General features: G+C 69.4%; 17 protein-coding genes. 8 read left to right on the top strand and 9 right to left on the bottom strand.

Annotated elements, in window-relative coordinates:
- Nucleotides 1–341: 341 nt before the first annotated feature.
- Nucleotides 342–1,865, top strand: a complete 1,524-nt coding sequence (locus tag BLQ91_RS08945; protein ID WP_090096270.1) for a non-reducing end alpha-L-arabinofuranosidase family hydrolase — start codon at nucleotides 342–344, stop codon at nucleotides 1,863–1,865.
- Between the two features lie 61 nt (nucleotides 1,866–1,926).
- On the opposite strand, the gene BLQ91_RS08950 is transcribed toward BLQ91_RS08945, so the two are convergent.
- From BLQ91_RS08950 to BLQ91_RS08960, 3 genes are all read right to left on the bottom strand, one after another.
- On the bottom strand, nucleotides 1,927–3,213 hold the full coding sequence (locus BLQ91_RS08950) for a CE1 family esterase (protein ID WP_090096271.1): 1,287 nt from the start codon (nucleotides 3,211–3,213) through the stop codon (nucleotides 1,927–1,929).
- A 52-nt stretch (nucleotides 3,214–3,265) separates the two neighbouring features.
- Entirely contained in the window at nucleotides 3,266–4,612 is a 1,347-nt protein-coding gene (locus BLQ91_RS08955) for an extracellular catalytic domain type 1 short-chain-length polyhydroxyalkanoate depolymerase (protein WP_090096272.1), read from the bottom strand.
- 387 nt (nucleotides 4,613–4,999) lie between these two features.
- Complete coding sequence (locus BLQ91_RS08960; RefSeq protein ID WP_090096711.1) at nucleotides 5,000–6,373, bottom strand: glycoside hydrolase family 10 protein; 1,374 nt, start codon at nucleotides 6,371–6,373, stop codon at nucleotides 5,000–5,002.
- Nucleotides 6,374–6,850: 477 nt separating this feature from the next.
- Between BLQ91_RS08960 and BLQ91_RS08965 the strand changes: the two genes are divergently transcribed.
- The 6 genes from BLQ91_RS08965 to BLQ91_RS08990 all read left to right on the top strand — a co-directional run bounded on the left by BLQ91_RS08965 (nucleotide 6,851) and on the right by BLQ91_RS08990 (nucleotide 15,627).
- Complete coding sequence (locus BLQ91_RS08965; protein WP_090096273.1) at nucleotides 6,851–8,191, top strand: glycoside hydrolase family 6 protein; 1,341 nt, start codon at nucleotides 6,851–6,853, stop codon at nucleotides 8,189–8,191.
- Between the two features lie 104 nt (nucleotides 8,192–8,295).
- The gene (locus tag BLQ91_RS08970) at nucleotides 8,296–9,324 is read left to right on the top strand and encodes a LacI family DNA-binding transcriptional regulator (RefSeq protein ID WP_090096274.1); all 1,029 of its coding nucleotides are present in this window, start codon (nucleotides 8,296–8,298) and stop codon (nucleotides 9,322–9,324) included.
- 146 nt (nucleotides 9,325–9,470) lie between these two features.
- A complete protein-coding gene (locus BLQ91_RS08975) occupies nucleotides 9,471–10,502 on the top strand; it encodes a cellulose binding domain-containing protein (protein WP_245733292.1) in 1,032 nt (343 codons plus the stop codon).
- Nucleotides 10,503–10,533: 31 nt separating this feature from the next.
- A complete protein-coding gene (locus BLQ91_RS08980; RefSeq protein ID WP_090096713.1) occupies nucleotides 10,534–11,985 on the top strand; it encodes a glycoside hydrolase family 62 protein in 1,452 nt (483 codons plus the stop codon).
- Nucleotides 11,986–12,055: 70 nt separating this feature from the next.
- Nucleotides 12,056–13,681, top strand: a complete 1,626-nt coding sequence (locus BLQ91_RS08985; protein WP_090096275.1) for a glycoside hydrolase family 27 protein — start codon at nucleotides 12,056–12,058, stop codon at nucleotides 13,679–13,681.
- Nucleotides 13,678–15,627: a family 43 glycosylhydrolase gene (locus tag BLQ91_RS08990; protein ID WP_090096714.1), complete on the top strand. Its 1,950-nt coding sequence runs from the start codon at nucleotides 13,678–13,680 to the stop codon at nucleotides 15,625–15,627. Before BLQ91_RS08985 ends, BLQ91_RS08990 begins: the two co-directional genes overlap by 4 nt.
- Here BLQ91_RS08990 and BLQ91_RS08995 read toward each other — a convergent pair.
- Together BLQ91_RS08995 and BLQ91_RS09000 are read right to left on the bottom strand one after the other, a co-directional pair.
- Nucleotides 15,614–15,853, bottom strand: a complete 240-nt coding sequence (locus BLQ91_RS08995; RefSeq protein ID WP_218130195.1) for a sigma factor-like helix-turn-helix DNA-binding protein — start codon at nucleotides 15,851–15,853, stop codon at nucleotides 15,614–15,616. The two genes, BLQ91_RS08990 and BLQ91_RS08995, sit on opposite strands and share 14 nt — an antisense overlap.
- Nucleotides 15,854–15,864: 11 nt before the next feature.
- A complete protein-coding gene (locus tag BLQ91_RS09000) occupies nucleotides 15,865–17,382 on the bottom strand; it encodes an AMP-binding protein (RefSeq protein WP_245733293.1) in 1,518 nt (505 codons plus the stop codon).
- 145 nt (nucleotides 17,383–17,527) lie between these two features.
- On the opposite strand from BLQ91_RS09000, the gene BLQ91_RS09005 reads away from it, so the two are divergent.
- Nucleotides 17,528–17,941 carry an NUDIX domain-containing protein gene (locus BLQ91_RS09005; protein ID WP_218130196.1) on the top strand — a complete coding sequence of 138 codons (414 nt, stop codon included), beginning with the start codon at nucleotides 17,528–17,530 and terminating at the stop codon, nucleotides 17,939–17,941.
- A 57-nt stretch (nucleotides 17,942–17,998) separates the two neighbouring features.
- Here BLQ91_RS09005 and BLQ91_RS09010 read toward each other — a convergent pair whose 3' ends face one another.
- The 4 genes from BLQ91_RS09010 to chvE all read right to left on the bottom strand — a co-directional run bounded on the left by BLQ91_RS09010 (nucleotide 17,999) and on the right by chvE (nucleotide 23,554).
- Entirely contained in the window at nucleotides 17,999–19,084 is a 1,086-nt protein-coding gene (locus BLQ91_RS09010) for an aldose epimerase family protein (protein ID WP_090096278.1), read from the bottom strand.
- Nucleotides 19,085–19,725: 641 nt separating this feature from the next.
- Nucleotides 19,726–20,940, bottom strand: coding sequence for a multiple monosaccharide ABC transporter permease (gene mmsB, locus BLQ91_RS09020; RefSeq protein ID WP_090096279.1), 1,215 nt, complete (start codon nucleotides 20,938–20,940; stop codon nucleotides 19,726–19,728).
- On the bottom strand, nucleotides 20,937–22,442 hold the full coding sequence (gene mmsA, locus BLQ91_RS09025; protein ID WP_090096716.1) for a multiple monosaccharide ABC transporter ATP-binding protein: 1,506 nt from the start codon (nucleotides 22,440–22,442) through the stop codon (nucleotides 20,937–20,939). The genes mmsB and mmsA overlap by 4 nt, the downstream gene beginning before the upstream one ends.
- Nucleotides 22,443–22,468: 26 nt before the next feature.
- Nucleotides 22,469–23,554 carry a multiple monosaccharide ABC transporter substrate-binding protein gene (chvE, locus tag BLQ91_RS09030; protein WP_090096280.1) on the bottom strand — a complete coding sequence of 362 codons (1,086 nt, stop codon included), beginning with the start codon at nucleotides 23,552–23,554 and terminating at the stop codon, nucleotides 22,469–22,471.
- Nucleotides 23,555–23,769: the final 215 nt, after the last annotated feature.

Consider the following 23,769-nt stretch of genomic DNA (forward strand, 5'->3'; position numbering starts at 1 on the left):
AGGGCCCGGCTGGTGGGCGGCTGCTGCTGGACAGGCCCTCCGCGCCTCCCGGTGCCCGCGGAGAGTCTCGCGGCCGAGCCCGCAACGGTTCGCCGGGCACGCTGCCGCACCGTGGTCGAACGCCGGTTGTCGTTGCAGTCGAACGCATTCGACGCGCCTTGACCACGCGGAGATCGTCCTCCACAGTTTGGAGACGACCCGGTTCCAGCATCCGTCGTAGTTCATCGGCGTGATCGCTGCTCGTCCCCCGGAGCGCGTGGTGGACCGCTCGGCGCAAACGGTCCATCGAACGTCGTTTCTCACCGCGGTCGAACCCCACCTCGACGAAGAGGAGCACGCCCATGGCCGGATCAGGCCATCGCCCACCCGTTCCCCGCGCCCGCGGACGTCATCGTGCCGCCGCCGTCACCGCCGCCGTGGCGGTTCTGCTCGGCGGTCTGCTGGCGGCTTTCAGCACCACACCCGTGTCGGCGGCGACCGTCGACACCTCCGCCTGGTACGTCCTCGTCAACCGCAACAGCGGCAAGGCGCTCGACGTCTACAACCTCGCCACGAACGACGGCGCCCGCATCACCCAGTGGACCCGCAACGACGGCAACCAGCAGCAGTGGCAGTTCGTCGACTCCGGCGGCGGCTACTACCGGCTGAAGTCGCGGCTGTCGGGCAAGGTGCTCGACGTCCACAACTTCTCCACCGCCGACGGCGGCAACATCGTCCAGTGGGCCGACTCGAACGGCACCAACCAGCAGTTCCGCCTCGCCGACTCCGACGGCGGCCACGTCCGGCTGGTCAACCGCAACAGCGGCAAGGCCGTCGAGGTCCAGGGCGCCTCGACCGCGGACGGCGGCAACGTCGTGCAGTACAGCGACTGGAACGGTTCCAACCAGCAGTGGCAGCTCGTCCGCGTCGGTGGCGGCACCGGTCCCACGACCACGACGACCACCTCGCCGGGCGGCACCTGCCAGCTCCCGTCGACCTACCGCTGGTCGTCGACCGGTCCGCTGGCGCAGCCGAAGCAGGGCTGGGTGTCGCTCAAGGACTTCACCCACGTCCTGTACAACGGCAAGCACCTGGTCTACGCGACGACGCACGACACCGGGTCCACGTGGGGCTCGATGAACTTCGGCACGTTCACGAACTGGTCGGACATGGGCTCGGCCAGCCAGAACGGGATGAGCCCCGGCGCGGTCGCGTCCACGCTGTTCTACTTCGCCCCCAAGAACATCTGGGTGCTGGCCTACCAGTGGGGACCGACGGCGTTCAGCTACCGGACGTCGAACGACCCGACCAACGCCAACGGCTGGGGCCCGGCGCAGACGCTCTTCACGGGCAGCATCCCCAACTCCGGCACCGGTCCGATCGACCAGACGCTCATCGCCGACGGCCAGAACATGTACCTGTTCTTCGCCGGCGACAACGGCAAGATCTACCGCGCGAGCATGCCGATCGGGAACTTCCCCGGCAGCTTCGGCTCGTCCTGGACCGAGATCATGAGCGACACCCAGGCCAACCTGTTCGAGGGTGTCGAGGTCTACAAGGTGCAGGGCCAGAACCAGTACCTGATGATCGTCGAGGCGATGGGGCGCAACGGCCGCTTCTTCCGCTCGTTCACGTCCAGCAGCCTGAACGGCTCGTGGACGCCGCAGGCCGCGACCGAGAGCAACCCGTTCGCGGGCAAGGCCAACAGCGGTGCGAACTGGACCAACGACATCAGCCACGGTGACCTCATCCGCAGCAACCCCGACCAGACCAAGACCATCGACCCCTGCAACCTGCAGCTGCTCTACCAGGGCCGCGACCCGAACTCGGGTGGCGACTACGGCCGCCTGCCCTACCGGCCGGGTCTCCTGACGCTGCAACGCTGACCGTCTGACACAGCACGAGGCCCTCGGCGTTCTCGAACGCCGAGGGCCTCGTGTTCTGGCGTCAGCCGGTGGTGCAGGTGTTCCCGTTGAGGCTGAACGACGACGGCGCGGCGGCGTTGCCGGTGTGCGTCGCCTGGAACCCGACCGTGATCGAGGCGCCGGCAGCGATGCCGGGGTTGTAGGAGACGTTGCGCGCCGTGACCTGGCCCGAGGTGGGGGAGTACGTGGCGCTCCACCCGCCCGTGATCGTCTGTCCGCCGGGCAGCGTGAAGGCCAGCGACCACCCGTCGACCGCGGACGAACCGGTGTTGGTGATGGTGATGTTCGCCGTCAGGCCGTTGTTCCACGCGTTGACCGCCGTGCTCACGCGGCAGGCCGCGTCACCGGGAGGCGGGGTGGTCGTGGTGGTGGTCGTGGTCGTGGTCGTAGGCACGTCGCCGGCGAACTGCGTGAGGAACTTCCACGCCTCACCGGAGGTCCACGTGCGCCAGCCGTCGCCGCCGGAGTCGATCGGCGCCGGTGTGTGGCCGCCGTCGAACGCCGCCCACACGACGGGATATCCCGCCCGGCACCCGCTGTACGTGGTGACGATGTGGGTGCGGCTTCCCGCGGAGGGTTCGCGGGGGTTCTGCGGTGTGCAGCCGTTGTTGCGCACGAACGTGTCGCGCAGACCGCGGCCCAGGCCGATGCCCAGCACGTTGTCGCTGATGCCGTGGAAGCCCAGGTAGCCGATGGGCTGCGTGCCTCCGTCGCAGCCGCTGAGCTGCGCGCCGGCGTAGACGACGACAGCGCGGAAGACGTTGGCACGAGCGCAGGCGACGGCGTAGGACATGCCACCGCCGTAGCTGAAGCCACCGGCGAAGCGTTGGGTCGTGTCGATGCACAGGCTGGAGCCGAGCAGCGCCACGAGGTCGTCGACGAACCTCAGGTCCTGGCCGCCGGGGTTGGCCCAGCCGTTGCCGTTGCCCTGCGGCGCCACGAAGATCGTGCCGTTGTTCGCGGCGTCGGAGAGCCTGCGCAAGCCGTAGTAGGACCAGTTGTAGCCGTCGGACCCGCCGGAGTCGACGTCGTTCGCCGTGCCGCCGCGCCAGTGGAAACCGACGAACAGGCGGTACTGGCGGTTGTTGTCGTAGTTGGGGGGCAGTCGCAGGATGTAGGACCGGTTCTGCCCACCGCTGCTGATGGTGTGCTGGCCGCTCGTCAGTGCCGGTGGCTTGCCGCAGCCCGGCGTGGCCGCCGCCGTGCCGGTCTCCCCGGCGACGGCACCGCCGACGGCGATGCCGGCCGCGCCGAGGAAGACCACCGTGCTCGCGACGGCCGCCGCGAGCACCGACCTATGCCGGGACATGGCTCGTCCCTTCGAGTTCGTGGTACATCGGGGATCCCTTCATGGCGCTGGATCAGGCGACGGCGCACTGCACGCCGTTCAGCGTGAACCCGGTGGCGGGCGCGCTGTTGCCGGTGTGCGTGGCCTGGAGGCCGATCGAGATCTGGGCGGAGGGCTGGATCTGACCGTTGTACGAGACGTTCGACGCGGTGACCTGGCCCGTGGTGGGGGAGTAGGTGGCGCTCCAGCCACCCGTGATCGTCTGTCCGCCCGGCAGCGTGAACTGCAGCTTCCAGCCGTTCACGGCCGCGGACGACGTGTTGGTGATGGTGATCGTCTCGGTCAGGCCGTTGTTCCAGGCGTTGACGGCGGCCTTGACCGAGCAGCCCGGGGACGGCGGCGGGGTCGTGGTGGTCGTAGTCGTGGTGGTCGTAGTCGTGGTCGTCGTGGTGGTGGGGTCGGTGCCGGGGCGGTCCAGGCCGAGGAACGTGATGGCGTACCCGACCATCCCGGCGGTCGGCACGTCGTGCCCGGTTCCCTGGGCGCTGATGCCCTCGACGACGCCCGAGGCGCCGTAGCGGGTGCGGGTCCAGTTCGCCTGGGGCTGGTCGGTCGACACCGGGGTCCTGCTGACGCCGTGCACGTTCGTCCACTGGTCGAGCGCCTCACCGAAGTTCGGGTACGCCAGCGTGGTGTCGTTCGTGCCGTGCCACAGCTGCATCCGCGGGTAGCTGCCGGTGTAGCCGGGGAACATGGCCCGCGCCTGGTCGCCCCACTGCTGCGGCGTCTTCAACAGGGTGCCGCCGGAGCACTGGCTGTTCCACATCGACCCGTCCGCGGTCGCGAAGCACCCGGCGGGCACACCGGCGAACGCCGAGGCCGCGCTGAACACGTCCGGGTACTGGGCGGCCAGCACGTTGGTCATCATCGCGCCGGACGAGATGCCGGAGACGACGATGCGCGACGGGTCGACGTTGTAGCGCTGGCGCGCGTACGACACCATGGACATGATGCCGGTGGAGTCGCTACCTCCGTTGCGGCGCAAGCCGTTCTGGGTGGAGACGTCGAAGCAGCGGCCTTCCCGCGTCGCCTCCGGGTAGACGATGACGTACCCGTGCCGGTCCGCGGCGGCGACGTAGTCCCGGCCACCGCCGTTGTGCACCGCGCTCGCCGTGCCGGTGCAGTAGTGGATCATCAGGAGCAGCGCGGGACGGGCGGCGAGCCGGTCCGGCGCGTAGACGTACATGTTGAGGTTCGTCGGGTTGGTGCCGAAGCCGGTCACCCGCGTCAGGGACGCGGCGTGCGCCTGCTGCGGCGTGTAGGAGAGGGCGACGGCGGCGATGACCGACAGCACCGCCGCGACGAGCGCGATGACTCGGTACCTGGTCGTGTGCTGCCAGGAGGAGTGGGAGAGGGTCACGGTGACCTCGTTCTCGTGCTGGGAAGGGAGTTCGAGGGGATCAGGCGCTGCACTGCCACTGGTTCACGTCGAGCGGGTGGCTGCCGCCGCCGGTGAGGCCGTTCACCGCGCAGGAGGCGGTGGTCCACGTGTGCCGGCCGCCCGTGTCCGGGACGGAGCAGCCGCCCGCGAGACGCCGGCTTCACGTGGTAGCCGTGGTGGTGAGCGCACTGGTCGCGGGTGGACAACCCGCGGTCCGGCTCGACGGCGCTCTGACCGGCAGGGGCGGTTTCACCCGCTCCGCCGCGAGGATCGCCTGCAAGACCTCGCGGCTGTCACTGCCGCGCAAGGGCAGGCGGGCTCCCGCGGAGGACGGTTACGTCGCACCGCGGGAGCCCGCCGGGATCGTCAGCGCGCCGAGCAGGTCGGGTTCAGCTCCGCACCGCTGCCGCTGCCCTGGAAACCGAACTCGGTGGACCCGCCCGCCGGTACCTCGGCGTTGTAGTCCACGTTGGTCCAGGTGACGGATCCGCTGTTGCCGCTGCGGTTCGCGCTCCACGAACCGGTGACCGTGCCGTCGGACAGGGTGGTCGTGACGGTCCAGCCCCTCAGCGCGCTGGACCCCGCCGTGACCTTGACCGTGGCGACGAAGCCCTCGTTCCACTGGTTCAGCGACACCGTGGCCGTGCAGGCGCCGTTACCGGGATCGTTGCTCGTCGTCGTGGTGGTCGTGGTGGTCGTGGTCGTCGTCGGGCCGGGGCCACCAGCCGCGTTGAGCGCGGCCAGCGTGGAGTTGTACGCGGCCTTCTTGTTGCCGTTGCCGTCGAACAGCAGCGGGGTGCCCGAGGCACGCCACGAGTCGGTGTCGCGGATGCCCCACACCGTGATGCCGGTGCAGCGCGCGACGTTGAGGCACGCCTGGGTGACCCTCTGGTAGTTCTGGGCCTGCGTGCTGCCGGAGCCCTCGATGTCGAGCTCGGTGATCTGCACGTCCACGCCGAGGTTCGCGAAGTTCTGCAGCGTGGTCTGGTAGTTGGACGGCACCGGGCTGTTGTTGTTGAAGTGCGACTGCAGCCCGACGCAGTCGATCGGCACGCCGCGGGACTTGAAGTCCTGCACCATCCGGTAGACGGCCTGGGTCTTGGCGTGCGTCCAGTCGTCGGTGTTGTAGTCGTTGTAGCAGAGCTTCGCGCCGGGGTCGGCGGCCCTCGCCGCGCGGAACGCCGCCTCGATCCAGTCGTTGCCGGTGCGCTGGAGGTTGGAGTCGCGCCGCGCGCCGCTGCTGCCGTCGGCGAAGGCCTCGTTCACGACGTCCCAGGCGTAAATCTTGCCGCGGTAGTACGTGGCGACCTGGGTGACGTGGTTCAGCATCGCGTTGCGCAGGGTGGTGCCGGACATGCTCTGCATCCAGGCCGGCTGCTGCGAGTGCCACGCCAGCGCGTGACCGCGGATGCGCTTGCCCTGACCTCGGGCGTGGTTCACGATCCGGTCCGCGTTGCCGTAGTTGAACCGGTTCTGGGCCGGCTCGGTCGCGTCCATCTTCATCTCGTTCTCGGCCGTGACCATGTCGAACTCACGGTTCAAGATCCCGACGTAGGTGGAGTCGCTCAACCTGTTCGCCGCGACGGCGGTGCCGAAGTACCGGCCGCTCTGCTGAGCGGCGGCGGCGAGGGTGGTCGCCGCGTTCGCGACGGGTGGGGCGATCAAGGTGGCGCCGATCGCGGCGGTCGCGACCGTGGCGATGATCGGGATCAGGGTCACTGACTTCGATGTCAGTCTCATCTTCCACACTTCCCGGGGTCGACCCGAATGCAAGGCGGGTGATGGGCAGGACAGAAGGCCGGACCCGGTGCGCCATTGCCGGATCGCGGTGGGCGGTGAGAATTGACGGGAGTTGTTCCGCCGCCGCCCTCCGTTGCCGTTCCGGAGTGTCGCAGCCACTGCGGCGCGGTCACAAGAAGTGGTCGTCGAATTCGACAGCAGGTTGCCCTGATCGGCGTAAACCGGTGCGGGAGCGCTCCCAACTACCACGTCACAGCGTTGATCGCAGTTCAGGGAAAAGTTTCGAAACTTCCTCTCCGGCATCGACGGGTGAACGCTCCCAGCGTTGACGATTCAGAGTTCCGTGGTTACGTTGGCCCGAACTCGCATTCGCTTCTCCGACGTTATGAGAGCGCTCTCGCGTCGCTGATTCTCAACTCCGGACAGCAATGACGCTGCGAGAACTGAATCACTGCAACCGAGCGAACTGGAGACACGATGACACGGTGGAAGCGGGGTGCGGGCGCGGGCCTGCTCTCGGCGGCGGTCGTCGCGGGAACCGTCACACTGGTGGTCGGAGGCGGTGCGTCCGTCAGCGCCGCCGAGTCGGCGTTCTACGTCGACCCGGCGAGCTCGAGCGCGCGTTGGGTGGCCGCGAACCCGGGCGACTCCAGGGCGGCGGTCATCCGCGACCGCATCGCGTCGGTCCCGCAGGCGCGCTGGTACACCACGACCAACACCTCGACGGTGCGGTCCGAGGTCAGCTCCTTCGTGGGGGCGGCGGCTTCCGCGGGCAAGATCCCGATCCTGGTGGTCTACAACGTCCCCAACCGCGACTGCGGCGGCCCGAGCGGCGGCGGCGCGCCCTCCCACGCGGCGTACCGGGCCTGGGTCGACGAGGTCGCGGCGGGCCTCGCCGGCCGTCCGGCGACGATCGTGCTGGAGCCGGACGTGCTGCCGTTGATGACGAGCTGCCAGGACGCGGACCAGCAGAACCAGACCAAGGCGTCGATGGCCTACGCGGGCAAGAAGCTCAAGTCCGGGTCGAGCCAGGCCAAGGTCTACTTCGACATCGGCCACTCCGCGTGGCTGAGCCCGTCGGAGGCGGCGAACCGCTTGCGCGGGGCGGACATCTCCAACAGCGCCGACGGCATCTCGACCAACGTGTCGAACTACCGCGCGACCTCGGACGAGGTGAACTTCGCCAAGAACGTGCTCAACGCCATCGGCGACAGCCGCCTCAAGGCCGTGGTCGACACCAGCCGCAACGGCAACGGTCCCGCCGGCAGCGAGTGGTGCGACCCTGCCGGGCGCGCGATCGGCACGCCCAGCACGACGAACACGGGCGACTCGAGGATCGAGGCGTTCCTGTGGGTCAAGCTGCCGGGCGAGTCGGACGGCTGCATCGCGCCGGCCGGTCAGTTCGTGCCGCAGCGGGCCTACGAGCTCGCGATCGCGGCGGGCCCGATCACGACTACGACCACCACTACTACCACCACCACCACCACCACCACGTCCGGCGGTGGCAACCCCGGTGGCTGCACGGCGACCCACCGCGTGACGAGCCAGTGGCAGGGCGGCTACTCCGCGGAGGTCGTGATCGTCAACCGCGGCGCGGCTCTCAACGGCTGGACCTTCTCGTTCTCGGCCCCCGGTGTGTCGGTGACGCAGGGCTGGAACGGCACGTGGAACGACACGGGTGACGAGGTCCGGGTCACGAACGCGGCCTGGAACGGCACGCTCGGGTCCGGCGCCCAGGTGAGCATCGGCTACAACGCGAACTACAGCGGCACTCCGCCGTTCTCGTCGCCGGTGCTGAACGGCGTCGCCTGCTCCTGATGTGGTGACGAGGGGTCCCTGGCCGCTGCTCCGGCCAGGGACCCCGTTCCCGTGCCGTCGCAACGGCGGCTCCCGGCCCGAGAGCGGCAGGAGGCGGACCCGCGGTGGGACGTTCGCGCGTGACCCTGGCCGACGTGGCGGCGGCGAGCGGGGTGTCGGTGACCACGGCTTCGCTCGTCCTGACCGGACGGGCGAGGGAGCTGCGCATCTCCGAGGCGGCGGAGCAACGGGTGCGGTCCACGGCGAGGGAGCTGGGCTACCGGCGGGGCTCGCCGGAGGCGTCGCGGCCGGGGCTGTCGCGGACGATCGGGTTCGTCCTCGACGCCGTGGAGTCCCCCGGCTCCACCGGCGACCTGGTGAAGGGCGCCCTCGAGGCGGCTCACCGCCTCGGGTTCATGCTGCTCGTCGCCGAGTCCGGCGGAGACCCGGCGCGGGGGCGGAGCCTGGTCGAGGCGATGCACGACAGACGGGCGGACGGCGTGGTGTTCGCCGCCGTGCGTTCGGGGGCTGTCGCCGAAGCGCACGGCCTGCGGTACGGGCCGGCCGTGCTGCTCGGCGCCACCGCACCCCGCTCCGGCCTGCCCGCCGTGGTGGCCGACGAGGCGCAGGGCGGCCGCTCGGCGGCGCGACGGCTGCTGGAAGCCGGGCGCGCCCGCGGCATCCACCTGATCGGCGCCGACCCGGGCGCCCGGGACGTCCCGGGACGGCTCACCGGTCTGCGCGAGGTGTTCGAGGCTTCCGGCGCGGAGGTGGTCAGCGCGCTCGACTGTCCTGAACGGACGCCGGAGTGCGGGTACGCCGCGACCGCGGAACTGGTGCGCCACCGGCGTCCGCAAGCACTGGTCTGCCTCGACGACCGCCTCGCGTTCGGGGCGTACCAGGCGCTCGCCGACGCCGGGCTGTCGGTGCCGGGCGACGTGTCCGTGCTCGGGTTCGGCGACCTCCCCGCCGCTTCCTGGATGCGTCCCCGGCTGACCACGATCGCCACGCCCCACCACGAGCTCGGTGAGCGGGCCGTGGAGGTCCTGGTGGAGCTCGTGCAGCGGCGTGGACGCGTCGGCAGGACGCCACTGGTCCACCGGGTGCCGATGCGGGTGCGCGAGGGTGGTTCCGTGGCGCGAGCGACCGGGTGACGTTCGCATGTTTGCGTTAACAGTGCGCTTACCAGCCACGTTGAGCAAGTGGTTCCGATAACTGGAAGTGCTAAAAGTTAGCGCTCACATTTAGCTTTGACCCCGAAGAAAGCGCGTAGTTACAGTGCTGGGAGCCGCCCCTGCCGTTGACCGTCGTCGACGAAAGGCTCACCATGCCGTGCCTGCCGAAAGCGCTGTGCGGTGCGCTGGTCGCCGCCCTGCTGGCCACCTCACCCGCGCTCGCCGACCAGTCCACCGCGCAACCAGCGGCCGATCCCGTGCGGGTGATGCCGCTGGGCGACTCGATCACCCAGGGCGGCTCGATCGGCGGCTACCGGCTCGACCTCGGCGCGAAGCTGCGCGCCGCCGGACGCACCGTCGACTTCGTCGGGTCGCTCGCCGACGGTCCGGGCTCGCTGCCCGACCGCGACCACGAGGGCCACCCGGGCTGGACCATCGCCCAGATCGACGCGATCGTCGTGAACCGGCTCAGGACCTACACCCCGCGCACGATCCTGTTGCACATCGGCACGAACGACATGTACGGCAGTGATCCCGCCGGCGCGCCACGACGGCTCTCCGCGCTGGTGGACAAGATCACCGCGCAGGCGCCGGGTGCGGAGGTGTTCGTCTCGACGATCATCCCGATCCGGTTCGCGGACGCCACCGTGCGCAACTACAACGCGGCCATCGTCCCGATGTTGCGGGCAAAGGCGGCAGCGGGCAAACGCGTGCACGTCGTGGACATGTACCCGGCCGTGCCGATCTCCGACCTGCCCGACGGCATCCACCCCAACGCCGCCGGCTACAGCAAGATGGCGAACGCCTGGTTCAACGCCCTGTCGTCGGTGCCCGGCAGCATCGGTGACCCGCCGGCACCCGGCGGCACCTGCACCGCGACGCCGAAGGTGACGGGCACGTGGAACGGCGGCTTCCAGGCCGAGGTCACCGTCACCAACCCCGGTGCGACCGCCACCGCCGGCTGGACCGTGCGGTTCACGCTGCCCGGCGGGCACGTCGTGACGCAGCTGTGGGGCGGCACGGCGAGTGGCCAGGTCACCGTCACCAACGCGGCCTACAACGGCGCGATCGGTCCCGGCGCCTCGACGACGTTCGGGTTCATCGCCTCCGGTTCCTCCGCGGCCCAGGTCAGTCCGGCCACCTGCGCCTCCGCGTGATCCCCGCCCCCTCCAACGACGAAGGGTGATCATGTTCTTCGCACGGTTGTTCACGTCCCGGCGTGCCCGGCTCACCGCGCTGGCGGCGGTCCCGCTCGTCGCGGTCACCACGCTGACCGCGGTGGCCCACCAGCCCGCCTCGGCCGCACCCGGTTGTTCGGTCACCTACACGGCACCGTCGCAATGGGACGGTGGCTTCACCGCCAACGTCGTCGTCACCAACCTCGGTGACGCCGTCGACGGCTGGACGCTCACCTGGAGCTTCGGTGCCGGGCAACAGGTGCGGCAGGCCTGGAACGCCCAGGTGACCCAGTCCGGCGCGGAGGTGACCGCCCGCAACGTCTCCTACAACGCGGCGATCCCGACCGGCGGGCGCGTCGAGTTCGGGTTCAACGGTTCCAGCAGCGGCTCCAACCCCAACCCGACCGCCTTCACCCTCAACGGGACCCTGTGCACCGGCGACGTCGGTCCCACCACGACGACGACCACGACCACGACCACGACGGGCAACCCGCCGGTGGGGAACCTGCCGTCGAGCTTCCGCTGGTCCTCGAGCGGCCAGCTGATCAGCCCGAAGCCCGACGCCACGCACCCCAACGTCGCGGTCAAGGACCCGAGCGTCGTGTACTACAACGGCAAGTACCACGTCTTCGCGTCGACCTACACCAACGGCTACAACCTGATGTACACGAGCTTCAGCGACTGGTCACAGGCGTCGTCGGCACCCCACTACTACCTCGACCGCTCCGGCATCGGCGGTGGTTACCGGGCCGCGCCGCAGGTGTTCTACTTCGCGCCGCAACGCCTCTGGTACCTCGTCTACCAGACCGGGTCGAACGCCTCGTACTCCACGACGACCGACATCTCGAACCCCTCGTCGTGGTCGGCGCCGAAGAACTTCTACGCCAACGGGATGCCGCAGATCATCCGCGACAACATCGGCAACGGGTACTGGGTCGACTTCTGGTTGGTGTGCGACACCGCGAAGTGCTACCTGTTCTCCTCCGACGACAACGGCCACCTCTACCGCTCGGAGACGAACCTCTCGCAGTTCCCCAACGGCTTCACCAACACCGTGATCGCCATGCGGGACAGCGACCGCAACCGGCTCTTCGAGGCGTCCAACGTCTACAAGATCGCCGGCAAGAACCAGTGGCTGCTGGTGCACGAGGCGATCGGCACCGACGGCCGCCGCTGGTTCCGCTCCTGGACCGCGCCCTCGATCACCGGGCCGTGGACGGCGCTGGCCGACACCGAGTCGAACCCGTTCGCCCGCGCCAACAACGTGACGTTCCCGGGTGGACAGTGGACCCGCGACATCAGCCACGGCGAGATGGTGCGCACGAACGTCGACCAGACGATGGAGATCAGCCCCTGCAAGCTCAGCTACCTCTACCAGGGCATGGATCCCAACGCCGGTGGTGACTACAACCGGTTGCCCTGGCGGCTCGGGCTGCTGACGCAGACCAACTCGACCTGCTGATCCCCCCAGGACAGACGCCGCCGGTCGCGCCGCCGGCGGCGTCTCCCACCCCTGCCAGAGAGGGGCGACGATGCCCACCCGGTTCCGAAAGATCGTCCTCGCCGCAGCCGTGCTGGCGGCGACCACCACCTCGCCGCCGGCCGCGGTCGCTGCACCCGGCAGCCCGGCCCTGACCCCGCCGCTGGGCTGGAACAGCTGGAACAGCTTCGGCTGCGGCATCACCGAGAGCCAGGTCTGCCAGGCCGCCGACGCGATGGTGTCGTCGGGCATGCGCGACGCCGGCTACCAGTACGTCGTCGTGGACGACTGCTGGTTCGACCCGCAGCGCGACGCGTCCGGTGCCCTGCGTTCACACCCGACGAAGTTCCCGAGCGGCATGAAGGCCCTCGGCGACTACATCCACGCACGCGGCCTCAAGTTCGGCATCTACCAGGTGCCCAACGAGAAGACCTGCGCGCAGGGCACCGGCGCGTTCCCCGGTTCGACCGGCAGCAAGGGCCACGAGGTCCAGGACGCGCGCACCTTCGCCTCCTGGGGCGTCGACTACCTGAAGTACGACTGGTGCTCCGGCGCCGGCACGCGCGACGAGCAGGTCGCCCGGTTCACGATCATGCGCGACGCCCTGCGCGCCACCGGCCGCCCGATCGTCTACAGCATCAACCCCAACAGCTTCCACCCCATCACGGGCGACCGGTACAACTGGGGCGAGGTCGCCGACCTGTGGCGCACCACCGAGGACCTGCTGGACATCTGGCAGAACGGCAACACCAACAGCTACCCGATGGGGGTCGGCAACGTCGTCGACGTCACCGCCCCGCTCGCCGTCCAGGCGGGGCCCGGCCACTGGAACGACCCGGACATGCTGGTCGTCGGCCGGCCGGGACTCACGCTGACGGAGTCCCGCTCGCACTTCGCGCTCTGGGCTCTGATGGCGGCGCCCCTCATGGCGGGCAACGACATCCGCACGATGTCGGCCGACGTGAGCGCGATCCTGCGCAACCAGCGCCTGATCGCCGTGAACCAGGACCGGCTCGGAGCGGGCGGCCGTCGGGTCCGCGACGACGGTGCCATCGAGGTCTTCGCCAAACCGCTCTCCGACGGCTCGGTCGCCGTCGGCCTGTTCAACCGGGGCGGCGGCACCGCGACCGTCGCCACCACCGCCGCCCAGATCGGTCTCTCCGGGAGCGGTTTCACGCTGACCGACCTGTGGACGGGGGGCACTTCGACCACGTCCGGCGCGATCTCCGCCTCGGTGCCCGCCCACGGCGTCGCCGCGTTCCGGGTGAGCGGCGGCAGCTTCATCGAGAACACCACCTCCCGGCTGCGGGGCGCGGGGTCGAACCGCTGCCTCGACGTGGAGAACGGCTCCACGGCCTCGGGAGCCGCCGTCGTGGTCCAGGACTGCCTCACGCCCGCTTCCCAGCACTGGACGTCCTGGGCGAACGGTGAGCTCCGCGTGTTCGGCGACAAGTGCCTCGACGCTTACGACCAGGGCATGACCAACGGCACGCGGGTCATCGTCTGGCAGTGCAACGGCCAGGCCAACCAGCGGTGGACGCTCGGCTCCGACGGAACGGCCCGCAACGCCGGCGCCGGGCTGTGCCTCGACGTCGAGGGCGCCGCGACCGGGAACGGCTCCCGGCTCGTCCTGTGGACCTGCAACGGCCAGTCCAACCAGAGGTGGGGGCGATCATGAGATGGGTTCCGGCAGGAGCGGCGCTGTCCGCCCTCGTCCTGGTGGCCGCGGGTGTCGCGGCGAGCACCACGGCGCAGGCGGCACCGGGGTGCTCGGTCACCTACACCAAGACCTCAGAGTGGCAGGGCGGCTTCGGGGCGTCCGTCTCCATCACCAACACCGGTGACGCGATCACCGGCTGGACGCTGGAGTGGACCTACGCGTCGGACCAGCAGGTCGGGCAGCACTGGAACGCCGTGATCACGCAGAGCGGCGGCCAGGTCAGCGCGCGCAACGTCTCCTACAACGGGTCCGTGCCGACCGGTGGCAAGGTCGAGTTCGGGTTCAACGCCACGGCCGGCTCCACCAACACAGACCCGGTCTCGTTCCGCCTCAACGGCACCACCTGCGGCGGTACAGGAGGCCCGACCACGACCACGACGACGACCACCACCACGACCACCTCCACGACCCCGTCGTCGTTCACGAACCCGGTGTTGTGGCAGGACTTCGCGGACATCGACATCATCCGGGTCGGCGACGCGTACTACTACTCGGCGTCGACCATGCACTACTCGCCGGGTGCTCCCGTGCTGCGGTCCTACGACCTCGTGAACTGGGAGTTCGCCGGGCACTCCGTGCCGCGCCTGGACTTCGGCTCCAAGTACGACCTCAACGGCGGCAGGGGGTACGTGCGCGGGATCTGGGCGTCGTTCCTCAACCACCGCAAGAGCAACAACACCTTCTACTGGGGCGGCTGCGTCGACTTCGCCCAGACCCACATCTACACGGCCACGTCGGTGGACGCGCAGTGGTCGAAGCTGTCGACGATCAACAAGTGCTACTACGACGCCGGGATGCTGGTCGACGACAACGACACGATGTACGTCGCCTACGGCAACACGACGATCAGCGTGGCGCAGCTGTCGGCCGACGGGAAGTCCGAGGTGCGGTCGCAGCAGGTGTTCCAGACGCCGTCCAACATCGGCACCCTGGAGGGCGCGCGGTTCTACAAGCGCAACGGCAGCTACTACATCTGGCTCACCAGGCCCGCGAACGGCCAGTACGTCCTCAAGGCCTCCAGCCCCTTCGGCCCGTACACGGTGCAGCAGGTGCTGCTGGACATGCGCGGCCCGATCCAGGGCGGGGGAGTGCCGCACCAGGGAGGCATGGTCCAGACGCAGAACGGCGACTGGTACTACATGGCCTTCGTCGACGCCTACCCCGGCGGCCGCGTGCCGGTGCTGGCCCCGATCACCTGGACCTCCGACGGCTGGCCGCGCGTCACCACGGTCAACGGCGCCTGGGGGGTGAACTACCCGAGGCCGAACCTGCCGTCGAGACCGGTGAAACCGATGACCGGTGTCGACACCTTCGACGGCACGGCGCTCAAACCGCAGTGGGAGTGGAACCACAACCCGGACACGACGAAGTACAGCGTCAACAACGGTTTGCGGCTGTCCACCGCGACCGTCACCAACGACCTCTACAGCGCCCGCAACACCCTCACCCACCGGGTCCAGGGTCCGACCTCGACCGCCACCGTCACGCTGGACCTCGCGTCGATGCGCGACGGTGACCGCACCGGGCTCGCGATGCTGCGCGACTCGTCGGCGTGGATCGGCGTCAAACGCGACAACGGCCGCAACAGGGTGGTCATGGTCAACGGCCTCACCATGGACAGCAGCTGGAACACCACGGGCACGGGAACGGAGGTGGCGAGCGCGACCCTGTCCGGCACGAGGATCTGGTTGCGCGCCAACGCGGACATCCGGCCCGGCAGCGGACGCCAGGCCCGGTTCTCCTACAGCACCGACGGGGTGAACTTCACGCCGCTGGGCACCGGCTTCACGCTGAAGAACGAATGGCAGTTCTTCATGGGCTACCGCTTCGGCATCTTCAACCACGCCACCCAGGCGCTGGGCGGGTCCGTCGCCGTTCAACGTTTCGAGCTCACGACTCCATGACCCCGTTCTCCAGCAGCGTGCGCCTCAACGCGTGCAGACCGTGGTGCAGCCGCGACTTCACGGCACCCTGCGGCAGCTCCAACGCCTCGGCGAGCTCGGCGACGGACTCACCGCGGTAGAAGGCCCGCACGACCACCACCCGGTGCTCGGGCTCCAGCGCCGACAGCGCGTCGGCGACGAGCGAAGCGCCGGGTGGCAGGTCGTCGCGGGCCTTGCGCGTGGTCACGGACGCCCGCCCTACCCGCGCAGGGCGGGCGAACGTCCGTCCAGGCAGGACAGCAGGGCGCGTCGATCGACCCTGCCGCGCCCGGTGGTCGGCAGCGCGTCGACCGGAACGATCAGCGTCGGCACGCAGTAGTGCGGCAACCGCTGGGAGACCGCGAGCTTGGCCAGTTCCGGCGCCGCGGTCCGGGGGCTGATGAACCCGACCAGCCTGCCGTCGTGCACCAGGGTCGTGGCCTGCTCGCAGTCCGCCGCGCGTTCCAGGGCGGCGGTGACGGTGTCCAGCTCGAACCGGTACCCGAGCACCTCGACCTGGTCACCGGCGCGGCCGTGGTGCTCCAGCTGCCCGTCGGCCGTCCAGCGGCCCAGGTCGCGCGTCCGGAACATCAGACGGCCACCACCGAGGAACGGATCGGGGCGGTAGCGCCGCGCCGTCAGCTCCGGGTCGCCCACGTAGCCGGCGGTCACGCCCGCGCCGCCGACCCACATCTCCCCGATCTCGCCCGGCGGAAGCGGCTCCTGCGCGTCGTCGAGCACGTACACGGTCGTGTTCGGCACCGGCCGCCCGATGGTGAGCTGACCGCGACCGGCCTCGTAGCGCTGCACGGTGTTGACGATCGTCACTTCGGTGGGACCGGACGCGTTGTGGAAGGTCGCCCGGCGGGACCACCTGTCCGCCAGCGACTGCGGGCAGCGCTCACCGGCGACGGCGACCGTGTGCACCCGCGGACACGTTTCGGGGTCCACAGTGGCCACGACGCTCGGCGTCGCGATCAGGACGTCCACCGCTCGCGCCGTCTGCCGGACGTCCTCACCGCGCAGCACGAGAGTGCCGCCGTTGGCGAGCGTGCCGAGCACCTCCCACATCGCGAGGTCGCAGCCGATGTCCAGCAGCTGCGCCACCCTGGTGCCCGGCGTGACGCCGAGTGAACCGGGAGCGGTGAGCAGGAGGTTGCACAGGCCGGCGTGCGAGATCCGCACGCCGCTGGTGCCGGTGAAGACGACGGCGGCGATGTCCGACTCGGCGGTGTTGGTGCGGCAGAACGACCCCACGTCGGGCAGGGTGTCGATCGCGACGACCGCGGCCAGGTGGCCGGGCAGGGTGTCCGCGCTCGTGGTGAGCACGACGTCGATGCGCGCGACGCGGACGGCGTGCCGCAGCTGCGCCTCCGGCGTGGTGCTCACGTCCAGCGGCACGTACGAGGCACCTGCTTTGAGCACGGCGAGAACGCCCACGACCATGGAGATCGACCGCGTCAGGAACAGTCCCACGTGGTCACCGGGGCGCACGCCGCCGCGGACCAGGAACTCCGCCAGCAGTCCGGCCTTGGCGTCGAGCTCCGCGTACGTCAGCGACTCACCGAGGTGCTCCACGGCCGTCAGCCGCGGATGCCGCGCGACGTGCGCCTCGAAGGCGTGGTGGACGTGGTCGAACGGAGGGGTTCGGATCGGTCCGGCGCCGTACGCCTGGAACAGCGCGCGGTCGGCGGCGGACAGCTCTCCGAGAGCGGGTTCGAGGAACTCGGCTGTCACAACGGCCTCCTCTCGTGCGGTGTTCTCCATCTTGAACGAGACAGACCACTGAACGCGGGCGAGTTGTCGAATCACCTGTCGAATCGATTAAGTTCCTGTGTCGCAGGAACTTGCCGCACGCAGCCGACGCAGGCAGAGTCGCGGTGTGGACGAAGGCACCAACATCGTGATGATCAACCCCGCCGGCCAGGTCCTGCTGTACCTGCGCGACGACAAACCCGACATCCGGTTCCCGAACACGTGGTGCCTGCCGGGCGGCTACCTCGAAGAAGGAGAGCGGCCGCACGAGTGCATCAGGCGGGAGATCGAAGAGGAGATGGGCGTGGTGCTCGCGCCGGACGCCGTCCACTCGTTGTGCTCCGAGCGAAGGCCGTACGGCGTCGAGCACACGTTCTGGGCGGAAGCCGACCTCGACCTCAATCAGGTCGTGCTCACCGAAGGGCAGCGTCTCAGGTGGTTCACCCGCGAGGAGGTCGAGGCGCACGAACTGGGGTACGAGGACAACGCCGTCCTCGCCGAGTTCTTCGCGCGCCGCGACCGGGGCGACCTGACCACCTGACCGTTACCCGGACAGCTGATCAACCTCGGGACGACCACCTGCACGCGACCTGGCGTATCAATCCGTTGTGGACAGCTGGAAAACCGTCTCCTGCCGGTAGACCTCGCCGGGGCGCAGCACCGCGCTCGGGAAGTCCGGGCGGTTCGGCGAGTCCGGGAAGCGCTGGGCCTCCAGGGCGAAGCCGGCGCCGCGGCCGTAGGGACGGCCGCCGGTGCCGACCAGGTCGTCGGTCAGGAAGTTGCCCGAGTAGAACTGCAGGCCCGGCTCCGTGGTCCACAGGGTGAGCAGGCGGCCCGACTCCGGATCGCACGCCTGCGCCGCGAACGACGCCCCGGAGGAGTCCAGCACCCAGTTGTGGTCGTACCCGCCCGCGACGTCGAGCTGCGGGTCGGACGCGCCGATGCGGGCGCCGATCGCGGTCGGCAGCCGGAAGTCGAACGGGCTGCCCTCGACCGGTGCGGGATCCCCCACCGGGATCAGGTCGTCGTCGACGCGGCAGTAGCGGCTCGCGTTCAGCATCAGCGACTGGCGGAGCACGTCGCCGCTGCCCTCGCCGGCGAGGTTCCAGTAGGTGTGGTTGGTCAGGTTGAGCACCGTCGGGGCGTCCGTCGTCGCGTGGTAGGCGATGCTCAGGCGGTTCTGCCGGTCGAGCCGGTACGTCACCTGCGTGGTCACGGTGCCGGGGAAGCCGCTGTCGCCCGCCGGGCTGACCAGCTCGAGCCGCACGCCCACGCTGTCGGCTTCGTGCAGCTCGGTCGCCGACCACACCTTCGTGTCGAAGCCCTCCGGCCCGCCGTGCAGGCTGTTCGGGCCGTTGTTGAGCGGGAGCCGGTGCACCACGCCGTCGAGGGTGAACGTGCCGCGGGCGATCCGGTTGGCGTACCGGCCGATCAGGGCGCCGAAGAACACCCTGTTCGCGCCGGGCTCGCTGTTCTTGACGTAGTCGTCGAGCGAGGGGAACCCGAGCACCACGTTGGCGGGAACGCCGTCGCGGTCCGGTGCCTCCAGCGACTGGACCACGCCGCCGTAGTCCAGCACCCGCACGGTGACCCCGCCCGGCCACGACAGGACGTACCGGTGGACGTCGGCTTCACCGACCCGGCCGAACGGCTCGCGGACGAGCCCGGGTTCCCGCTGTGACATCGAACTCCTCGGATCAGTTGACCAGGGCCCGGCAGTGCTGAGGCCGGATCCGTTGTGGTGCGGCGCTTTCGGGAGTCGGCGCAGCGGGGACGATCACACCGTCCCTGCCGAACCTCGTCCTGTCGATCGTGGTCTTCCGGTGCGTGCCGTCCCTGCTGGGATGGCGAAGCGGTGCTGGACCAGGTACCAGTCGTCGGTGCCCGGCGCCTGGAGCACCGAGCTGTGGCCCGTGCCCAGGATCCCGAGGTCCGGCTCCTTGTTCAAGATCAGACCCCTGTTCGTGAAGGGGCCGGTGGGGCTCGGAGCGGTGGCGTGGGCGACGCGGTAGTCCTCGCTGCGGGTGTCGTCGACCGACCGCCGACCGGCTGCCGGTGCGCTGCGCCGCGTCCCAGCCGCGGCCACCGTCGCTCTTCAGGGCGGTGGCCGGCAGGGAGAACCTGTCGCGCACGCCCACCTCGCCGAGGCCTGACGTCAGGATCGGCCGGCCGTTGCCGAGCCCGGAGAAGTCCGGCGCGGCCGCCGCCGTCCGCACGAGCGGTTCGGCGGCGGCCGGCGGCACCGGGACCAGCGCGTCCGTCACGACCGCGACGGGGCAGAGGTGGCGCAGGGATGCCATGGTCGCCTTCAGGGCTGGTGAGGGGTCAGGCGCGGCGCTTGGTCCAGACGTCGTAGGCAACCGCGATGAGCAGGACGAGACCCTTCACGAGCATCACGCGCTCGCTGGGCGCGCCGATCAGCGACATGCCGTTGTTGATCACACCCATGATCAGGCCGCCGGTGATGGCGCCGATGACCTTGCCGACACCGCCCTGCACCGCCGCGCCGCCGATGAACGCGGCCGCGATGGCGTCGAGCTCGAAGGACATGCCCGCCGTCGGCCCGGCCTGGTTGAGCCGTCCGGCGAAGATGACGCCGGCGAGCGCGGCGAGCGCGCCCATGTTGACGAACACCCAGAACGTGACGGCCTTGACCTTCACGCCGGACAGCGTGGCGGCCTGCAGGTTGCCGCCGATCGAGTAGATGTGCCGCCCGAACACGGAGTTGTTCGCCATCAGCGAGTAGCCGAGCGCCAGCGCCGCCAGCAGCACCAGCACCCACGGCAGGTTGCGGAACCGGGCGAGCTGCACCACGACGGCCATGACGACGACGGCCACGCCCACGATCTTGAGCACGAACATCGGCATCGGGTCGACGGTCTGGCCGTACCCGAGCCGGGCCGAGCGCTTGCGCCACTGCGACAACGCGAAGCCCGCGACGCACAGCCCGCCCGCCAGCAGGCTCACGAGGTCGGCGCCACCGAGCGGGCCGAGGCCGACGTTGCCGAGGTAGCTGCCGGTGAACCCGTTGGCCAGCGAGCGGATCTCGTCGGGGAACGGCCCGATGCCCTGGTTGCCGAGCGTCGTCAGGGTGAGAGCGCGGAACACCAGCATGCCGGCCAGCGTCACGATGAACGCGGGGATGCCGAAGTAGGCGATCCAGTAGCCCTGGGCCGCGCCGATGAGCGCGCCGGACAGCAGCGTCAGCAGCACCGCGACCGGCCACGGGAGTCCCCATTGGACGGTCAGCACCGCGCAGATCGCGCCGGTGAGCGCCACGGTGGAGCCGACCGAGAGGTCGATGTGCCCGCCGATGATCACCAGGATCATGCCGATCGCGAGGATCAGCACGTAGGAGTTCTGCACGATGATGTTCGAGATGTTCTGCGGCTGCAGCAGTGCGCCGTCGGTCAGCACCGTGAACAGCACGACGATCAACGCGAACGCGACGTAGATGCCCGACTGCCGCAGGTTGATGTTGATCCGGCGGGACGGCAGCGGAGGAGCGGCGGCCGGAGCGGGGGCGGTCTTCGTGGTCATGAGCTCTGTCCTCGCGTCATGTACTGCATCAAGCGTTCCTGCGTGGCCTCTTCGCGGCTCACCTCACCGGTGATGCGGCCTTCGGACAGCGCGTAGACGCGGTCGCACAGGCCGAGGAGCTCCGGCAGCTCCGAGGAGATCACCAGCACCGCGCGGCCCTGGGCGGCGAGGTCGTTGATGATCGAGTAGATCTCGTACTTGGCGCCGACGTCGATGCCGCGCGTCGGTTCGTCGAGGATCAGCACGTCCGGGTCGGTGAACATCCACTTCGCCAGCACGACCTTCTGCTGGTTGCCGCCCGACAGCGTGCCGGTCGGCGTCGTCACGGTGGACGTCCTGATGCCCATCGACCTGCGGAACCGCTCCGCGACCGTGTACTCCTCGTTCTCGTTGACCCAGCCGCGCTTCGAGAGCTTGCCGAGCGCCGCCGCGGAGACGTTGCGCTGCACGCCCTCGATCAGGTTGAGCCCGTAGCGCTTGCGGTCCTCGCTCACGTACGCGAGCCCGTTGCGGATCGCGGCCTGCACCGACCGGGTGTCGATCTCCCGGCCGTCCTTGAGCACACGTCCGGAGATGCCGACACCGTAGGAGCGGCCGAACACGCTCATCGCGAGCTCGGTGCGACCCGCGCCCATCAGCCCGGCGAGACCGACGATCTCCCCGCGCCGCACCGACAGCGTGGCGCGGTCGACGACCACCCGGTCCGGCTGCGCGGGGCTGTGCACGGTCCAGTCCTCGATGCGCAGCACCTCCTCGCCGATGTCCGGGGTGCGCGGAGGGAACCGGTGCTCGAGGTCGCGGCCGACCATGCCGGCGATGATGCGTTCCTCGCTGAGACCCTGCGCGGGCAACGTCTCGATGGTCCTGCCGTCGCGCAGCACCGTGACGGTGTCGGCGATCCGGGTGACCTCGCCCAGCTTGTGGGAGATGATCACGCAGGTGATGCCCTCCGACCGCAGGCCCTCGAGCAGGTCCAGCAGGTGCTGCGAGTCGTCGTCGTTGAGCGCCGCCGTCGGCTCGTCCAGGATCAGGAGCTTGACCTCCTTGGACAGCGCCTTGGCGATCTCGACGAGCTGCTGCTTGCCGACGCCGAGGTCGTTCACCGGCGTCGTGGGGTTCTCGCGCAGCCCGACGCGGTCCAGCAGGGCCTGCGCCTCGTGGTTGGTGCGGTTCCAGTCGATGAGCCCGCGCCGCGCCCTCTCGTTGCCCAGGAACAGGTTCTCCGCGACGGAGAGCTGACCGCACAGGGCCAGTTCCTGGTGGATGATCACGATGCCGCGGCGCTCGCTGTCGCGAACACCGCCGAATGCGCACGGCTCGCCCTCGAAGAGGATCTCGCCGTCGTACGTGCCGTGCGGGTGCACCCCGGACAACACCTTCATCAGCGTGGACTTGCCCGCGCCGTTCTCACCGCAGATCGCGTGGATCTCACCGCGCCGCACGGTCAACGAGACCTCGTGCAGCGCGGTGACCCCGGCGAACCTCTTGGTGATGCCGCGCATCACCAGGACGTCGTCAGACACTCGGCTTACCTGAGCTGGTCGGCGGTGTAGTAGCCGGACTCGACCAGTTCCTTCTGGTAGTTCGCCTTGTCCACGGTGACGGGCTGCAGCAGGAACGAGGGCACGACCTTGTTGCCGTTGTCGTAGTCCTTGGTGTTGTTGACCTCGGGCTTGCCGCCCTTGAGCACCGCGTCGGCCATCTTCACCGTGACGTCGGCGAGCTTCCGCGTGTCCTTGTGGATCGTCGAGTACTGCTCACCGGCGATGATGGACTTCACCGAGGCGACCTCGGCGTCCTGACCGGTGACGATCGGGTACGCCTGCGCCGGCGTGCCGTAGCCGCTGCTCTTGAGCGCCGACAGGATGCCGATCGAGATGCCGTCGTAGGGCGAGAGGACGCCGTCGACCTTGGCACCGCCGTAGGTCGAGGTGAGGATGTCCTCCATGCGCTTCTGCGCGGTGGCCGGGTCCCAGCGCAGGATGGCGACCGTCTTGAAGTCCTTCTGACCGGACTTCACGACGAGCTTGCCCTGGTCGATCAGCGGCTGCAGCACGGACATGGCGCCGTTGAAGAAGAACGTGGCGTTGTTGTCGTCCGGCGAGCCCGCGAACAGCTCGACGTTGAACGGCCCCTCGCCCTTGGCCTTGAGACCGGCGAGGAGGGAGTTCGCCTGCTCGACGCCGACCTTGAAGTTGTCGAACGTGGCGTAGTAGTCGACGTTCGGGCTCTTGCGGATCAGCCGGTCGTAGGCGATGACCGGGATCTTCGCGTCCGCGGCCTGCTGCAGCTGCGAGGTGATCGCGGTGCCGTCGATCGAGGCCACGATCAGCAGCTTGGCGCCCTTGGTGATCTGGTTCTCGATCTGGTTGGCCTGCGTGGGGATGTCGTTCTCCGCGTACTGGAGGTCGACCTTGTACCCCTTGCCCTCCAGGGCGCTCTTGATGTTGTCGCCGTCGTGGATCCAGCGCTCCGACGACCGCGTCGGCATGGTGACGCCCACCAGCGCACCCTCGCTCGAGGTGCTCTGCTGGTCGACCGTCTTCTGCGCCGAGCCGCAGGCGGCGAGGGTGACGGCGAGTGCGGTGGTGGCCGCTATCCGGACAAGCCTCATTGGTTCTCCTCGATGTCACCTACTGGCAACAGTGCTGTTGGCGAGGGAGTGTTATCGCTAACAACTTTGCCGTCAAGTGTCATCTGTATAACGCCAGGTTGGGGCTGTTAGCGCTCACAGTGAAGAGTTCAGCGGAGGTGAGCTGCCGGGCGGGCGCCGTGCGCGGTCGAGGGGCAATGGTCTGGTTGAGGTGAATTCTGGTGGGTGACGGCGGA

It is taken from the genome of Lentzea jiangxiensis, assembly GCF_900104175.1.
Taxonomy (GTDB): Bacteria; Actinomycetota; Actinomycetes; order Mycobacteriales; family Pseudonocardiaceae; genus Lentzea; species Lentzea jiangxiensis.